This is a genomic window from uncultured Campylobacter sp. (genome assembly GCF_937981295.1).
GTDB lineage: Bacteria > Campylobacterota > Campylobacteria > Campylobacterales > Campylobacteraceae > Campylobacter_B.
On record NZ_CALJPC010000100.1, the window covers coordinates 1 to 15,655 of the forward strand.

Annotated in this window: 15 protein-coding genes and 1 pseudogene; 6 read left to right on the forward strand and 10 right to left on the reverse strand. The window is 44.7% G+C overall.

Going from position 1 to position 15,655, the window contains the following annotated elements; translation table 11 throughout:
* Together Q0135_RS10625 and Q0135_RS10630 are read left to right on the forward strand one after the other, a co-directional pair.
* Nucleotides 1-352: pseudogene (locus tag Q0135_RS10625) on the forward strand (hypothetical protein); the annotation flags it as partial.
* Between the two features lie 52 nt (nucleotides 353-404).
* Nucleotides 405-908: a hypothetical protein gene (locus Q0135_RS10630; RefSeq protein ID WP_297990364.1), complete on the forward strand. Its 504-nt coding sequence runs from the start codon at nucleotides 405-407 to the stop codon at nucleotides 906-908.
* A gap of 117 nt (nucleotides 909-1,025) precedes the next feature.
* On the opposite strand, the gene Q0135_RS10635 is transcribed toward Q0135_RS10630, so the two are convergent.
* Genes Q0135_RS10635 through Q0135_RS10650 form a run of 4 tightly spaced genes read right to left on the reverse strand, consistent with a single transcriptional unit; the run spans nucleotide 1,026 to nucleotide 3,855 of the window.
* Complete coding sequence (locus Q0135_RS10635) at nucleotides 1,026-1,580, reverse strand: 2-oxoacid:acceptor oxidoreductase family protein (protein WP_297990365.1); 555 nt, start codon at nucleotides 1,578-1,580, stop codon at nucleotides 1,026-1,028.
* Entirely contained in the window at nucleotides 1,577-2,422 is an 846-nt protein-coding gene (locus Q0135_RS10640) for a 2-oxoglutarate ferredoxin oxidoreductase subunit beta (RefSeq protein ID WP_297990367.1), read from the reverse strand. The genes Q0135_RS10635 and Q0135_RS10640 overlap by 4 nt, the downstream gene beginning before the upstream one ends.
* Nucleotides 2,423-3,544 carry a 2-oxoglutarate synthase subunit alpha gene (locus tag Q0135_RS10645; RefSeq protein WP_297990368.1) on the reverse strand — a complete coding sequence of 374 codons (1,122 nt, stop codon included), beginning with the start codon at nucleotides 3,542-3,544 and terminating at the stop codon, nucleotides 2,423-2,425.
* Nucleotides 3,544-3,855, reverse strand: a complete 312-nt coding sequence (locus tag Q0135_RS10650) for a 4Fe-4S binding protein (protein ID WP_297943095.1) — start codon at nucleotides 3,853-3,855, stop codon at nucleotides 3,544-3,546. The genes Q0135_RS10645 and Q0135_RS10650 overlap by 1 nt, the downstream gene beginning before the upstream one ends.
* A gap of 198 nt (nucleotides 3,856-4,053) precedes the next feature.
* Between Q0135_RS10650 and Q0135_RS10655 the strand changes: the two genes are divergently transcribed.
* Nucleotides 4,054-4,215, forward strand: coding sequence for a hypothetical protein (locus tag Q0135_RS10655; protein ID WP_297990369.1), 162 nt, complete (start codon nucleotides 4,054-4,056; stop codon nucleotides 4,213-4,215).
* A 33-nt stretch (nucleotides 4,216-4,248) separates the two neighbouring features.
* Here the strand turns inward: Q0135_RS10655 and Q0135_RS10660 are convergent, their stop codons facing one another.
* Nucleotides 4,249-5,130, reverse strand: a complete 882-nt coding sequence (locus Q0135_RS10660) for a malate dehydrogenase (protein WP_297990370.1) — start codon at nucleotides 5,128-5,130, stop codon at nucleotides 4,249-4,251.
* 109 nt (nucleotides 5,131-5,239) lie between these two features.
* Nucleotides 5,240-6,190 carry an endolytic transglycosylase MltG gene (gene mltG, locus Q0135_RS10665; protein WP_297990372.1) on the reverse strand — a complete coding sequence of 317 codons (951 nt, stop codon included), beginning with the start codon at nucleotides 6,188-6,190 and terminating at the stop codon, nucleotides 5,240-5,242.
* A gap of 129 nt (nucleotides 6,191-6,319) precedes the next feature.
* Here mltG and Q0135_RS10670 point away from each other — a divergent pair, with 129 nt between their 5' ends.
* Both Q0135_RS10670 and Q0135_RS10675 read left to right on the forward strand, forming a co-directional pair.
* Nucleotides 6,320-8,908, forward strand: a complete 2,589-nt coding sequence (locus tag Q0135_RS10670) for an AsmA-like C-terminal domain-containing protein (RefSeq protein ID WP_297990375.1) — start codon at nucleotides 6,320-6,322, stop codon at nucleotides 8,906-8,908.
* Nucleotides 8,905-9,966 carry a tyrosine-type recombinase/integrase gene (locus Q0135_RS10675; protein WP_297990376.1) on the forward strand — a complete coding sequence of 354 codons (1,062 nt, stop codon included), beginning with the start codon at nucleotides 8,905-8,907 and terminating at the stop codon, nucleotides 9,964-9,966. Before Q0135_RS10670 ends, Q0135_RS10675 begins: the two co-directional genes overlap by 4 nt.
* 947 nt (nucleotides 9,967-10,913) lie before the next feature.
* Here the strand turns inward: Q0135_RS10675 and Q0135_RS10680 are convergent.
* The 4 genes from Q0135_RS10680 to Q0135_RS10695 all read right to left on the reverse strand — a co-directional run bounded on the left by Q0135_RS10680 (nucleotide 10,914) and on the right by Q0135_RS10695 (nucleotide 14,751).
* Nucleotides 10,914-11,558: a ferritin family protein gene (locus tag Q0135_RS10680; RefSeq protein ID WP_297990377.1), complete on the reverse strand. Its 645-nt coding sequence runs from the start codon at nucleotides 11,556-11,558 to the stop codon at nucleotides 10,914-10,916.
* Nucleotides 11,559-11,971: 413 nt separating this feature from the next.
* Nucleotides 11,972-12,646 carry a histidine phosphatase family protein gene (locus Q0135_RS10685; protein ID WP_297990379.1) on the reverse strand — a complete coding sequence of 225 codons (675 nt, stop codon included), beginning with the start codon at nucleotides 12,644-12,646 and terminating at the stop codon, nucleotides 11,972-11,974.
* A 44-nt stretch (nucleotides 12,647-12,690) separates the two neighbouring features.
* On the reverse strand, nucleotides 12,691-13,248 hold the full coding sequence (locus tag Q0135_RS10690; RefSeq protein WP_297990380.1) for a rhomboid family intramembrane serine protease: 558 nt from the start codon (nucleotides 13,246-13,248) through the stop codon (nucleotides 12,691-12,693).
* Between the two features lie 867 nt (nucleotides 13,249-14,115).
* Nucleotides 14,116-14,751 (reverse strand): NlpC/P60 family protein, encoded by a 636-nt coding sequence (locus Q0135_RS10695; protein WP_297990381.1) that lies wholly within the window; start codon nucleotides 14,749-14,751, stop codon nucleotides 14,116-14,118.
* Nucleotides 14,752-14,875: 124 nt separating this feature from the next.
* On the opposite strand from Q0135_RS10695, the gene Q0135_RS10700 reads away from it, so the two are divergent.
* Nucleotides 14,876-15,655: UDP-N-acetylglucosamine 1-carboxyvinyltransferase (locus Q0135_RS10700; protein WP_297990382.1), on the forward strand; the 780-nt coding region annotated here is incomplete at its 3' end.

A 15,655-nucleotide genomic window follows, 5' to 3' on the forward strand; every position in this document is an offset into this window, starting at 1 on the left:
GCTAGTCGAAATTTTATCTAAGAAGTGTGATAGCGGAGATTATGAAAGTTGCGGATTGCTCGGTCTAGCGCTTCTCAGTTCTATGGACAGATATGAGGACTCTGCCTATGCTTGTAAAAAAGCCTGTGAAGCCGGCGCAGCAAACTATTGCTATGTATTAAGTGTAATCGAAATACGGTACAGCGGGGACATAAATTCAGCCATGAAATATCTTGGAAAGACATGCAAAAGAATAGATAGCGTATATAAAAACGAAGCGTGCAAGATAAACGAGGAATTGGAAAAATGCCTAAATGACAGCGAGTGCAATCCTATAAAAAAAGCAAGAATTTTGTTAAAAAGCGTAAGATGATGTTATTTAAAAAGCCGTTTTATATATCAAAATTTTAAATAGGAGAGAAAACATGCAGAAAATTAAATTTATAATTCTAGCTTTAATATTTTTAATATGCTCTAGTATGGCAAGACCCATGGATTCGAGCTTTTTCAAAACTTGGGAAGAAAAAGAGCTAAATTTAGAGTGCGATAGCGGCGATGGAAAATATAGCGCATGCACGAGGCTAGTCGAAATTTTATCCAAGAAGTGCGACGAAGGAGATTACGAAAGCTGCGGATCGCTCGGCGCGGTGCTTTTAGTTACAATGGGTAGATATAAAGATTCCGTTTCAGCATTAAAGAAAGCTTGCGGGGCAGACATGATGTATTATTGCTTTTTGCTAGCAGGGAATGAAATATTTTACGGCGGAAATATACATAGGGCTATCGGTTACTTTGACAAGGTTTGTTACGGAAAAAACAGCGACAAGAAGGATTTTTCCTGCAAAATAAAGGAGCAATTAGAAATTTGCTTAAACGACAGCGAGTGTAATCCTATAAGAAAAGCGATGAGTATACTTGTACCAAAATAAAAATTTTAACAACGCGATAAATTTCATCCTTATAGCTGATGCACTTCGCAAAAAAAAGCAAGAATAAAGCCGCTAGAATATTACCGCCCACTTCCATCGTTTCGCTGCCATAAAATTTTACTCCGTCTCTAAAACCTCTCTCGCGTATTTCATCCCCAAATCATACGCCTTTTCATTTAGCGCGCGAGTTTTTTCAGGCACGGAGCGGAGCATTTGCTCTTTTACTAGCCCTGAGTCCATGCAGCGGCTAAGCTCTACTGCGATCGCTAGAGCCACGACACTTTGAGTGATGACATTTCCAACTTCGTATTTTGCGATGGTAATGATTGGAATTTCATAAATTTTAAAGTTTATCCTATCCTCATCGCTCGGCGCTACTAAATTCGGCTCAATTACGATCACGCCGCCTTTTTTCACGCCATTTTTGAAAGCATCGTAGCTACTCTGCGCCGTTGCGAGCATGAAATCGATCGCGCCCTCACTCGCGTAAGGATATAGAATTTCTTCATCGCTTAAGATAATATCCACTTTCGTAGGTCCGCCACGTACCTGAGAGGTATACGTAGATGCCTTGATTCCATAGCCGCCGTGTGCGATCTTTGCCGCAGCTAGAATTTCGCCTGCTAGGATTACGCCTTGACCGCCCACCCCCACAAATCTTAATTGATTCATCTTAGTCCTTCAAAATTTATCGCTTCGCCGCTTTGTGCCGCGTCTATCACCTTTTGATACGCCTTTGTGTATTCGGTATGCTCATTATCTTCATGTAAAACCCCAAGCGGAAATAGCCCCACTCGCTCATCCTCGCTAAGAGCGTCAAATTTTACTTTAGAAATCGTGCGCGAATCAAGCCACTTTAGCATTTGCACCGCCTCGCTCATTTTATTTTTACGACCCAAATTTACGTGGCAATTGCTAAAAATATCAAAAAAACTATAACCCTCGTGCTCAAAGCCCTTAGCCAAAAGTCGCTCGATTTTTTCGGGATTTGTCACGCTCTCGCGTCCGACAAAAGTTGCTCCAGCGGCAATCGCAAGCTTTGCCGCATCAAAGCTGGGATCGACATTGCCGTATTGCGCCGTAACCGTCCAAAACCCGCGCGGCGTCGTAGGGCTCGTCTGCGAGTTTGTAAGCCCGTAGATGAAATTATTTACCAAGATATGATTTAGATCGATATTGCGGCGGCATCCATGGATCGTGTGATTGCCCCCTATCGCAAGCCCATCACCATCGCCAGTGACTACTATTACGTGTTTGCCTGGATTTGCAAGCTTGATACCCGTAGCATAAGCTATCGCGCGTCCGTGCGTCGTATGGACGGTATTGCAGTCTATGTAACTCGACATCCTACCGCTACAGCCGATACCGCTTACCACGCACACATCGTCCATGCTCCAGCCTACGCGGTCAATTGCGCGGATGATTGCTTTTAAGATCACTCCGTCGCCGCAGCCCCAGCACCAAAGTGTAGGCATCTTGTCCGTTCTTAGATATTTATCGTAATCAAACGCCATTTAAAGCTCCTTTACTTTCTCGATAATCTCGCTAGGGCTAATCGGTCTGCCGTTTGCCTTAAGAAGCGTCTTAAAATCATCTCTCAAACAAACGCGCTGCACCTCTAGCAGATACTGCCCTAAATTTAGCTCGGCGATCAAAATTTTATTAAATCTCTCCCCTAGCTCCATTAGCTTGCGCGCAGGGCTTGGCCATAGCGTGATCGGGCGAAAAAGTCCCACACGCACGCCTTGCCCTCGTAGCTTTAAAATCGCGTCTTTTGCTGCTAAGCTAACGCTGCCGTAGGCGATGATACAAGCATCAGCGTCATCTAGCATAAATTCCTCATATTGCACGATCTCATCTTCATGCGCCGAAATTTTATTAAAAAGCCTTTTTATAGAGCGATCCACGATCTGCTCATTTTCGGTCGGAAAGCCCTTCGCGCCGTGATGCAGCCCCGTTATGTGATAGTGGTATCCCCTAAAAAAGGGATTTAGCACCGCAGGCTTATCGGGCGCAGCATCGTAGGGCTCATAATCTTTCGGACTACCTTTAAATTCCGCCCTACGCTCGATTTTTAGATCCGAAATTTCAGGCAGCATCGCCTTAGCCTGCATATGCCCAAGCGTCTCATCAAGTAGCAAAAATACCGGCGTCATAAACCGCTCGGCTAAATTGAAGGCGCGCACGGTTTGCGTATAAGCCTCCTTTAGTGAGCCCGGGCACAGCGCGATGCTTTGAAAATCGCCGTGAGTGGGGTTGCGAGCTTGCAAAATATCGCCCTGCGCCACTCGCGTAGGAAGCCCGGTGCTAGGACCTCCGCGCATAACATTTACGATTAAAAGCGGAATTTCAGCGATAAAGCCAAGTCCAATCTGCTCTGATTTTAGCGAAATTCCAGGGCCGGAGCTTGCCGTCATCGCCTTCGCACCGCTCATAGACGCGCCCAAAGCTACAGAAATGCCTGAAATTTCATCCTCCATCTGGATAAATTTACCTCCGACCTTAGGTAGCAAGCGACTCATCTCGTGCGCGATCTCGCTGCTTGGCGTGATCGGATAGCCGCCGAAAAAATTACAGCCGCAATCAATCGCTGCGCGCGCAATTAAGGCGTTACCTGTGGAAATTACCTCTCTCATTATGCGTCCTTGGGTTTCATAAAATTATTGTTTTTGATCTTTTCTGCCATCTCTCTAGCCTGCGAGCTTAGACGAGCGAATTTAAAGCCCTTGGGCGCAACGAAAATCGCAAAATCTGGGCAGTGCAACTCGCACTCCCTACAGCCGATACAGGCGCCCTCATCCACCACGTCGATCATCATGCCTTGCACGGCGCCCTCGTCCTGTCTCATCGCAATCGCGCCGCTAGGACAGACGCTTACGCAGATGTTGCACGCCTTACAGCGGCCCTCATCCGTCCAGACGGCGCGCTGGCTCTCATTTTCGCTCATATTTTCTCCTTAATTTATCAAAATCTGCACTAAATACCGCCTCGCGATTTAAAATTTGAAATTTTGCGGCGCAAGCCCGCTTTGATCGCATTAAAGTCCTCTCGTTTTTAAATTTTGCAGAGTTTAAATTTTAAAATTTTGTGGCGTTTAAAAATTTTACGTCACGCAAAATTCTGCGCCAAAGTAAAATTTTAATCTATGAAATTTCACAGCGGGCAAAATTGCGCAAATTTTAAAATTCCGCAGCGAATGAAATTTTACGCTACACAATTCCGCGAGCTTAAATTTCTTACCAAAGTGAAATTTGATGCTGCAAATTCTATCGCAAGAATTCTGCGCTTTAAAATTTTAGCTCTGTAAATTCCGCATCGCGTCGAATTCGCTTTATTTCCACTAAAACTTCAGTTCCGCTATCCGCTCACGCATCCGTTCAAGCTGCTCGTAAAACTCGCCCGAGTAGGCGAAATTTCTCTCTATCGCACCCATTTTACCGACGCTTACGAAGCGCCCCAAAGGCACTCCCGATCTATCCGCGACGCAGCATGCGAGCGTGCCGCAGGTATCAAAAAGGATGTATTTTATGATCTTTACGATGCCCGCAGCGGGCGCCAAATACGCCGACGTGCCCAGCAGCTCGCCGATCTGTGCACCGGCGCGTTTGGTATTTTGCACCGCACGCTCGAAAATTTCATCCGAAATTTCAAATCCTAGCTCATTTTTAAGCGCGATCATCTCTTCGCTATGCGGGCCCACGATCGCGCTTCTCATCGATGAAATTTCCTTGCCGCTCGCTCGCTCGAGTTCAAATTTAAGCCGCGCGCCGTCTAGCTCGCCCGCCATGCCGATGACGCGCTCTTTTGCAAACCCGCTGGCCTGCAGCGCCGCATAGACCATCAGATCAAGCGGATTGGTAACGACGACGATAATGGAGTTAGGCGCATATTTTGCGGCATCTCGCGCGCATTGAGCGACGATGGCAGCGTTTACGCCAAACAGCTCCTCCCTGCTCTGCCCCGCCTTTCTTGCGTGCCCCGCCGTGATCACGACGATGCCTGCCTCCGCTATGTCGCCGGGCTCCGTGCTGCCGCTTATGCGCAGGTCGCGCTCATAAACCGCCGCCGTATGGGCTAGATCGAGTGCCTTGCCGCTCGCGATCCGCTCTACGGCATCCACAAGCGCGATGCTATCTATCTTTTGGCTCAAAGAATCGCTTATGATAAGATCGTTCGCTACTGCCGCGCCGATGTTTCCGGCGCCGAATATCGCTATTTTCATTGTTATCTCCCAAATATCGGCCCGCATTTTTATAACTGCGGGGTTTAAATTTTAAAATTTAAAGACGAAATCTCGTTTTTTAAATTTATTGCCGAAACGGCCTTAAATTTTACCTCTGCGCCTTTACGTTGCGCTCGTGCTCGGCTTGCGTGCGCGCAAAATCGTGAAGCCCCGTCTTTTTATTTCGCATAAAATACAGATACTCGCTCTTTGCGGGCGCGAAAACGGCGCGTATCGCATCGCGAGAGACCACGCACACGGGCTCTTTGGGAAGTCCGTCGTTGAGGTAGGTGTTGTAGTGGCTGGTGTCGGTGCGGATGCGCTGCGAAGTGATCTTGACGTGTGAAAACTCGCCGTAATTCAGCGTACCGTCCATCTGAAGACGCATATTTTTGGCTAAGCGATTGTCGATGACGGAGGCTACGAGTGGCATCTCATCTGCGTTTGCGGCCTCTTTTTGAATGACCGAGGCCTTGATCAGCACCTGCTTCCATGCCGTGGCGTTGTAATCGCCGCTAAGCTCGCGCGACAATCCTTCGTGGAATTTTTGCGCGCTTGAGATGAGGTGATCGATGATATTTTTTTCGCTTTCGTTTTTGCTAATTTTATAGGTTTCAGGCACCAAAAAGCCCTCGTAAAACGGCGCCGTGGCGTTGTATTCACGCTCAAGCTCGCTAAAGCTTAGCCCGCGATCTTTCGCCAGCTGTTTTAAAAACACGATCGTAGTCTCTCCCGGGATCAGCTTGATCTCGTTCATCACGGGCTTTGCGACGCTTAGCTCATATAAAAACTGATATTTGGGCAAATTTTCGCCGCTAAGCTCCAGCTCGCCGGTTTTTGCGCCGCCGTAAAAAGAAAGCAGTCTCGCGTCGAATTTGCTAAATTTAGGATAGCTCTTTGAGAGTTCGGATAAAATTTTCGTTGAGCTGCCCTGGCCTATCTGCACGGTTGCCGCGTTGCCGACGCGCTCGTGTAGATCAAAGCCTACGGCCAAAAGGACGATAGCCGCAAGCTCGATACAAATGCACGCCGCTTTGATGAGCTTTATAAAGAATTTCATGCGTTCCTTTCAAAATTTAGCTAAAATTATAGGCAAATAAGCCAAAATTTTGAATAAATTTCATATTATAAGCGCAGTTTTTCGGCACGTCCGATTTGGTTTTGGGCGTAGCTTTTTAATGGGACGATGATGTATAAATTTTTAGCTAGATTTTTTCTTACGCTTACTATACTTTTTATAATATGCGCCGTGGCTCTAAAGCACGGTATTGCGATTTCACAGCTGGACGTGGGCTTTGCAAAGCTCGAGGGGTTTTATCTCAAGCTAAATAAAGGTCTTGTGCTGCGTATCAAAAATCTTGAAATTACGCAAAATAATACACAAAATTTAGAGCAAAATTCCACCGATCTGCGCACGCAAAGCGAGAAAATTTTGGAATTTAGTAAAAAAATCTCGCTCATCAACTCCTTTTTTGAAGAGATCGACGTGCAAAATTTGAAAATAAAAGGCGAGAGTCTGAAACTAAAATACAAAAGCGACGTTTTTTACGCAGATACGCGGTTTTTTAGGCTAAACTCGCAGATCACGCCGAGCGCAAACGGGCTGAACTTCGATCCGATCGAGTTTGAACTAAATGATTTTAATCTCACTCTGCACGGCACGGCGCGAGCAAATTTCAGAGCCGATACGTATGATTTTAACGGCACCTTCGCTTCGCACGAGATCGCGGGCGAGCTTGACGTGCACAATATCGGCTCGGAGCTAAATATCGAGATAAACCGCGCCTCGGCCTTGAGTCTGAAAAATTTTATGAATGAGCTAGGCGCACTTACTGGGCTAAATCCTCTTGCGAACGAGTGGATCTACGGCAAGGCGGTCGCGCAAAACTACTATATCGAAAACCTGCATGCCAAAATCGATCTGAAAGACCCGCGCCCGATCGCCGAAAACGTCAGCGCCACGGCTTACGCGCAGGATCTTACGATAAAATTTCAACCGCAAATCGAAGCCGTAACGGTAAAAGACGCCAATATCACGCTTAAAAACGATTTTCTAAGCTTCACGCTAAATGAGCCTAAATTTAAAGGCAAAAGCCTGAAGGGAAGCGGCGTGCGTATCGGCGGGCTATTTGAAGAGAAGCCGATCGTATATCTGGATCTGCGAACTAAAGAGAGCTTGGGCAAGGACCTTGTAGATATTTTGCAAAGCTACGGCATAGACGAGCCCGTATATCCGCTAGGCGGCGGGATCGATGCGCGCGTGCTTATAGACGTGGACGTAGAAAAGGAAAGCGCCAAGGTCGATGCGAACGTAACGCTAAAAGATGCCGATCTGATGATCTCAAAGGCAAAATTTCACTCCAAAGCCGCGCGGGTGCACATCACCGAGAAAAAAATCGATATCAAAGACGCGAACCTGCAAAATGAAATTTTTAACGCCACGGCAAGCGGCAGTATCGATATCGCCACGCGCAAAGCTAAATTTAACGGCACAATCCATAGCTTCAATCTCTCCCCGAACGGCAAAGAAATTTTAAAATTTGGCGACGCGCGAGATAATATAAGCCTTGATTTTAGCGGCAAAGCGCCGGTGCTGAGCTCGCAATTTTTAGGCGCGAAGATGAGCTTCGGCGAGCGGATCGAGATCAGCTCGCCCGATATTAGCGGAATTCTGCCCTTTTCTAAGACGCTTAAAAACGCAGGCATTAGCGGCGGAGACCTTAAAATTTTAACCAGCGATTTTACAAATTTGGATATCAGCAGCAACAATCTTATCTTTGATTTCGGTCTGCTAAACAAAGACGGCAGCCACTACAAAAACGATTCTTTCGCGCTTCGGGTGCGCGGGGGCGATCTGGACGGCTCTAGCGGAAGCGGTAAAATTTCTCTTAAAATAAACAAAGGCGGTAACTTCGTCGCTCTAAAAGACGTGGACGTCGCGATCAATACGAGCGTGCAAACCAGCGAGTTTAATAGCGGCACAAAGGAGCGCTCGCCGATAAATTTCAGCGGGCAAAACTCTTCCATAGTGCTATCCGATCTTAATAAGACGCTGAAATTTACGCACTTTAACGGCGTGCTGGACGGCAAAAATATGAATTTAAACGCAAGCTTTAAACGCGGCGACGTGAAGTTGATCTTTAAAAAGAGCTTGCTTCAAATTTTTGCGCAAAACATCAGCGGCGAGGCGCTCAATCAATTCCTAGGCTCGCAGAGCTTCGACGGAGGGGTATTTACGCTAAAAGCAAGCGGCATCGATCCGCGCAACTACCGCGGCGAAATCAATGTGCAAAACACCTATCTGAAGGACTACATCATCTATCAAAGGCTGCTTAGCTTTATAAACTCCGTGCCGTCGCTGCTTACGTTTAAGACGCCCGATTTCAACGATCGCGGCTTTAGCGTGCAGAGGGGCAAAATTTACTTTCGCCGCAGCGGCGATAAAATTTACATAAACGCGATGAACTTTACCGGCAGTAGCGCTGACATCGCGGGCAACGGCGAAGTGGATATGAAAAGCGGCGCGCTAAATATCGATCTGGAGCTTAAATACCTCAAAGACGCAAGCTCGATAATCTCAAAAATCCCGCTGCTAAATCATATCATCTTGGGCGAAAACAACACGATCTCCACGATCATCGAGATTCGCGGCACGACGAAAAAGCTCACCTACTCGACCGCCGTTGCGACCGACGTGCTAAAAACGCCGTATAATCTCATCAAAAACACGCTGATGCTGCCTTTCGTGATCTTCGGCGACAGCGAGGAGAGCAAATGAAATTCCCGCTCGATTATAAGGATAGCTTTGAAAAATCGCTGCTGTTTTGGCTCGTAAAATTCGTACGCTACAAGCTAAGCGCGCTATCGAATAAGGAGCTGAAAAACGACGCGCTGTTTCGCCGCGCGAGCCTGGCGCTAAATCACGAGGTAGCAAACATCAATGAACTCGAGCGACTCGCAAAAGACGCACGAAATGCAGGCCTTACAGGCATCAATACCTATTTTAACCCGCTTAAAAAATTTTACGAAGCGATCATGCAGTACGGTCTTGAGAGTATGAAAAATATCGACGAAGAGCTTTTGAGCGAAATTTTAGCTTCCATTACGGGCGGGCTGAGCGATGCGAGCAAAAAAAACTACCGAATCGCGCTGATAAATTTTTTCGGCTTCATCGACCGCCAAAACGAGCAGGACGGCACCTCGCACAACTACGGCATCGAGCTTAAGCACTGGGGCGGCATTAGCGGCAGCCGCGGCACGAAGCTTCCGGAGTTTATGAGCGAGGAGGAGCTGAAGCGGTTTTTGGACGCGATAAATCTAAGCGAGTTTCCCTCCTTTGCCCATCGCAACCGCCTAATCGTAAAGATCATCGTCTATACGGGCATCCGCGTGGGCGAGGCGATAAATCTCAAGCGCAAAGATATCGCGCCGGAGGGCGATCTTTTCGTCATCCGAATCCGCGGTAAGGGCAACAAATACCGCATCGTGATGATTAAACGCCACCTGATCGAGGAGCATCTAAACGCACTGGAGACGAATTTTGCAAACAAAGAGGGCTATCTTTTCGTCACCAAAAACGGCGCGCCGCTCACGCAAGCATACGTCAGCGGCATCGTGGAGAAAATTTTAATGAGCGCGGGCATCCGCAAGGAAAAAAACGGCGCCCACATGCTGCGCCACACCTTCGCGACGATGCTTTACAAAAAGCAAAAGGACCTCGTGCTCGTCCAAGAAGCCCTCGGCCACGCGAGCCTAAATACTTCGCGCATCTACACCCACTTCGACAGCGACAAGCTGCGCCTTGCGGCGAAGGTCGCGGAGGAATTCGAGGAGTGAAATTTTAAAATTTGAGATGGCGCGAGGCTTGCTTGAGCGAGATTTTTTAAATCTCGTTTTGATGCGGCTTTGAAATCGTTTTTTATGAAATTTATTTTCTAAAAAATTTGGAATTTTGTTTTGAAAAATTCTGAAATTTGTTTTTCATACTCGAATAATAAGACCAAAAATCCTGCCTTTCGCATTTTAGAATTTAACTCATTAACTCGGCAAAATTTAAAATTAACGCGCGAGCCTTAGAGCTTGATCGCAAAAGAATCTAAAATTTTACTCTTTTGGAATATAGAATAATTTACTTTTTAGATTTTCTCATGCGATTTTGCCTAAAATTCCAGATAAATTTTAGTATAAAATTTCATTTAAATTTTGACGATACGGGATTTCATCCGAGGATTTTATAAGCAAAAGGTAATCGACATATTAAGAGGTAGCGGATATAAAATTTATCTGCAAATTCCGCAAGGATGGAATTTATGATTTAAAATTTAAACCCTCGAAATTTTATAGTTTGATTTGCTTTCAAATTCTCATCGCACCGAATTCTCCTTAAAATTTAAAAATGCAAAAGATTTGCCACCAAAGTTTGCTGCAAAATTTACTGACGCGAAGTTTGTTTCGTAAATAGCGTAGGAATCATATATAAATTTCTAATAAAATTTAAAGAGATAAAATCATCGGCATGATTATTTTAGATTTATTTTACGACAGAAATCCCGCTCTTGCGAGCAGGATTTCATTTCTTAGGGGGATAAGAAAAGGAGTTTAGGCTAAATAAATTTAGCCCGAGATTTCGTCTAGCCACAGAGTCCCGCGGCAAAAAGGAGCAAAAAGACGAAATCTCGCGCAAAATTTTAAGCCAAGATTTAGACGATCGGCTCGCGACAATAAACGAGATTTGCGACGGCTTCAAAAGCTATCGCAAAAACGCCGTGCCGCAAGCATCAAAATTAAACAAGCCTTTGTTTTTTGAAATACTCGCGCGGAGCCTTGCAGAGCGGACAGGCGCCTGGGGCTTTCTTGCCGCGATGAACGTGGCCGCAGACCTCGCACACCCAAACTTCTTCGTCGAAACTCTCGAAAAAGCCCTCTTCTAGCAGGATCTTTTGAAGCTCGTTGTATTCGCGCTCGTGCTCCTCCTCAACCTTGCCGATGGCGTTAAAAAGGCGCGCAACCTCTTTTTTACCCTCTTCGGTCGCGATTTTAGCGAAGCTCGGATACATGCTCTCGTGCTCGTAGCGCTCGCCGGCGGCGGCATCAAGCAGATTTTTATCCATCTTATCAAGCGGAATACCCGCAGCCGCATGATGCGCCTTTAGCTCGGCTCTGGCGTGCCATTTTTCGTTTTCGGCGGCCTCGTAAAAATGTCGCGCGATGGCGTGAAAGCCCGCCTCTTTGGCTAAATCGCCATAAAGATCGTATTTATTGCGCGCTTGCGACTCGCCTGCGAACGCCTTCATTAAATTTACCTGCGTCAGATCCTCGGTAATGCATTTCATCGGCTCTCCGCAGCAGCTAAGCGTGCCGCCGCCTACTTTTTGCACTTCGACCTCCGCGCCGCATTTGTCGCATCTGTAAGTTTCGTACTGTCTCATTTCCAACTCCCCTATCAAGAATTTTGCGGAATGATACCACAGCTACTATTAAATTTTACTTAATAAATTTTATTCTTCTCAATAAATTTATATTTTTGAGAAAATTTCAGCACGAAATTTCCATCCGCAAAATCTAAATTTAAGGTTTTTCAAAGCAAATGGAATTTCAAGCGAAAGTGCTAACACTCGATCATCTAAAAATATGAAATTTAGTTTTCTGACTCATTTAGTCTACGATTTCAAGACGAGCCACATCATTGGAAATTTTTTAAAATTTGAAAGTTATCTCAAAAATAATTTGCTAATTTTGCCGCGCAGTCTTATTTCACGAGTATATGACAATGCTCGGCAAAATTAGCCTTAAAATGCGCAACGAGCCGCCCAATTGTAATTATGAAGCGTTAAAAGCGTAATTAAGGGCACTGCAGCATTACCATTTTGCCGCTATGATCGGTAATATCTGAGAATTTATGAACGTCAAATTCTAAGCCGCAAATCGAGCAAGGAGGGAATTTATCGACTTCCTTCTCGCCTAAAAGCGAGCAAATTGCGCCTATTGTCGGATTATGTCCAACGATAAATACGCATTCCGCGCTAGCTGTATTAAAATTTTGCACAATATCTGCGCTAGAAATTTCTACATTGTTGCAAGATATCGCATTATTTTCGCTAATGCTAGCGGGATTTTTAGTGCTCTTAAAAGCAGAATTTTCAGCGTTTGCGTCGCGAGGTTTTTCGCTACTCAGACCGACCGCATTGTATTTTTCCACATTCACACTGCACCCAGAAAATCGTTTCTCATCCAAGCTGCGAACAAACTTTGCCAAATCCCATAAGCTTGCGTCGTATAACTCTCGCAATGGCACTACCCTTTTTGTCGCGTCCAGCGCATTAGCGATAATTTGCGCCGTACGGAGTGCGCGCATAGCCGAGCTTGTAATAATCAAATCAGGCGCAAGTCCCAAGCTAAGCAGCTTTTCTCCGAGTTTAATTGCGCAAAGTTCGCCCGCATGGCTTAATGCCCGCTCAAAATCGCTTCTGTTGCCGCTTTGCGCCTCGGCATGTCTTATAAAATATATCCGTTTCATCTGCATCCTTTCACAAAATTTTATGTAAAATTTAGCGTTAAATTCTATAAAATTCTAAATTTTTTCTGGATCATTCCAAAGCCATAACCGACCACAAATCCCGCTATGTGCGCATACCACGCCACATTTATGCCCATTAGCATCGGTGCAAAGCTCATTATCAAAATCGCGACAAAAATCCCGCCCGCATTGCGTTCATCAAAATAAGCAATCACGCCTAAAAGCACGCAAATAGCGCCACTAGCGCCTACGATATTGACAATTTCTCCCATGCTCATGGCATAACGGATATAAATCAGGCACAAAGCGCCGCTCAGCAGCCCGCCTACGATGTAAAGTAGCGTAAATTTTATCCCACCGAACGCTCGCTCCAAAATCCCGCCGAACTGATACAAAACCGCCATATTCATCGCCAAATGCGCGATGCCGCCGTGCATAAAAAATGAACTTAGTAGCTGCCACGGCATCCCCTCGAAAAAATATGGATTGAGCCCGAAAAATAGGTAAGACTTAAAGCCGAAAAAATATTCCAATGCGAATGAAATCACGAAAAATAGGATATTCGCCGCGATAATCGCGAGAGTAAATTTGCCTGTTTGCATGAAACTCCTTAAATTTTTCACGCATAGTAGCAAAATTTTGATTAAATTAAAGGCGTCGTGTAATTTTATAGGCTCGAGATAAATTATAGATAAGCTAGTATCAAAATTTTGGCAATAGTTTTAGTTGCAAGCGCCTTAATAAAAGGGCTTGCAACTAAAATTTAGATATATAGCTTTAAAGTAAAATTTTTACGATAAGAATTCAGGTTATAAATCTTTTTTAAAGCTTTACGTAATTTATAAAGTTTATATGACGTAAATTAAAAAACAAACATGCCGTTAAATTTAATAACGATGGAATTTCAGCTATATGAAGCTATTTCGTAGAATTTTATGTGAAATTATAAGTATAATTTTACTAAGAATAACAAAAATTTGAGTTCAAATTAATTCCAAAATAAATTTTAGAGTAAATATTTTAAATGCTTGTTATATATAATTACGCGTTAAATTCGTTACTTCTTATATGCTCTCATAATCATAATTGGTGCATAACCAAAGGGCTCGAATTTATTGTATTGAAAAATACGAGGTTATAAAATACAAATATTCTTTATATAGTGCTAACTTAATTTGACATAACAGCATCAAAATGAGTTTTTATTGATAAGTTTTTACTGCAAGAGCTAAAAGCCACAAAATTTTAAAATTTGATTAGAATTTTAGAAATTTAATAAATTCTGCAAAGATAGGTTGCAGCTAAAATTCCAAGCTAAATTATCTGCAAAATTTCACTTGAAATTTTAGAGCATAAATCAAACCGCCGCGAATTTTTAAAAGGTCCAACAAAATTCCATAAAATCTAACAAATTTTAAAAGTTATGAAAAGATTTTCAAAAAAAATATGGCGAAAGAATTTTAAAAATCCTAATTATTTACTCGTCCATACCCTGCGAAGCGGTTCGATGCTAGGCAGCTTATGCGGTCTTTACCGCAGCGCACGATATAGCTATTTTCCATCTTTTGCCCCGCTACATGGACGTTTTTCTTATTTAAATTCACGAAGTCCGCTTGATTTCTACCACGAGTATTGTGGACGAATTTCACGCGACCATCGGCATATATCTCGCGCACGATACCGATATGGCTGATTTCGTTATTGACCTTGCCTTTGTTAGAACGTAAAGTGTTTTGAAAAAACACCAAATCCCCCACTCGCGGCGTATTGCTGAGTAAATTTTTACGACTGTAATAATTATATATTGCTTGGGATTTGCGTCCGTTTGTGAAGTATTTCGGCAGATCTTTTGAGTTAAAAAATAGATCATCGTATTTATCATTTAACACGGTGATAAATCCGCTGCAGTCTCCTCCGGCGCGAGTGCCGGTGTAATCGTCTACCGATGCGATTAGCGGGCGGTTAAACTCGCTTCCTGGCACCGAAGTTATTCCTTCTTCATGATCGTTTAAGACATACGCTTGCTGGCTGCCGGCAGACGGGGCTTTTGAGGAGCAACCGATCAGCAAAAACGCACCCAAAGCGCAAATAATTAGTTGTTTCATATAAAGATCCTTATAAAATTATGTAACGATTAAATTTGGGCGTAATTTTAGCGCTCAGTGGTAACAAAATGGTAACTTTAAAGCTAAATTATGTATAATTATTTAAATTTTACACGGAGAAATCATGCATTATCTACGAATTAACGGAGGCAAAAAACTAAGCGGCAGCGTCAAAATAAGCGGCGCAAAAAACGCCGCACTGCCGCTCATAGCTCTATCTATCCTTTCAAAAAACGAAGTCGTAATTAAAAATTTACCCGCAGTTTCCGATATCCACACGCTAATTCAGCTGCTTTCAAATTTAGGCGCAAAGTGCGAGTTTCTTGATACCAATACCGCCAAAATCGATCCGCGCGAGATAAACTCGACTAAGGCGATCTACGACATAGTGCGTAAAATGCGTGCTTCGATCTTGGTGCTGGGGCCGCTTTTAGCGCGGTTTAGACACTGTGAAGTAAGCCTTCCGGGGGGCTGCGCGATCGGCGCAAGACCGATCGATCTACACCTTAGCGCGCTTGAAAAGATGGGCGCAGAGGTTAAGATCGAGCAGGGTTACGTCGTTTGCACCGCAAAAAAGGGGCTTAAGGGCGCGACTATAAATTTTGACAAAATTACTGTCACCGGCACCGAAAATATCGTAATGGCGGCAGCCTTAGCAAGCGGCACCACTCATATCATAAACGCGGCAAAAGAGCCCGAAGTGATCGCCGTTTGCAACGCATTAAAAAGTGCAGGCATCGACATAGAGGGCATCGGCACGAACGAGATCCTCATCAAAGGAAGCGGCGGCGAGCTTTTAAGCTTGAACGAAATTTCGATCATTCCCGATCGCATCGAAGCAGGCACCTATCTGTGCGCAGGCGCGATCACGGGCTCTCGTATCAAGATCACGCACGCTTGCGCG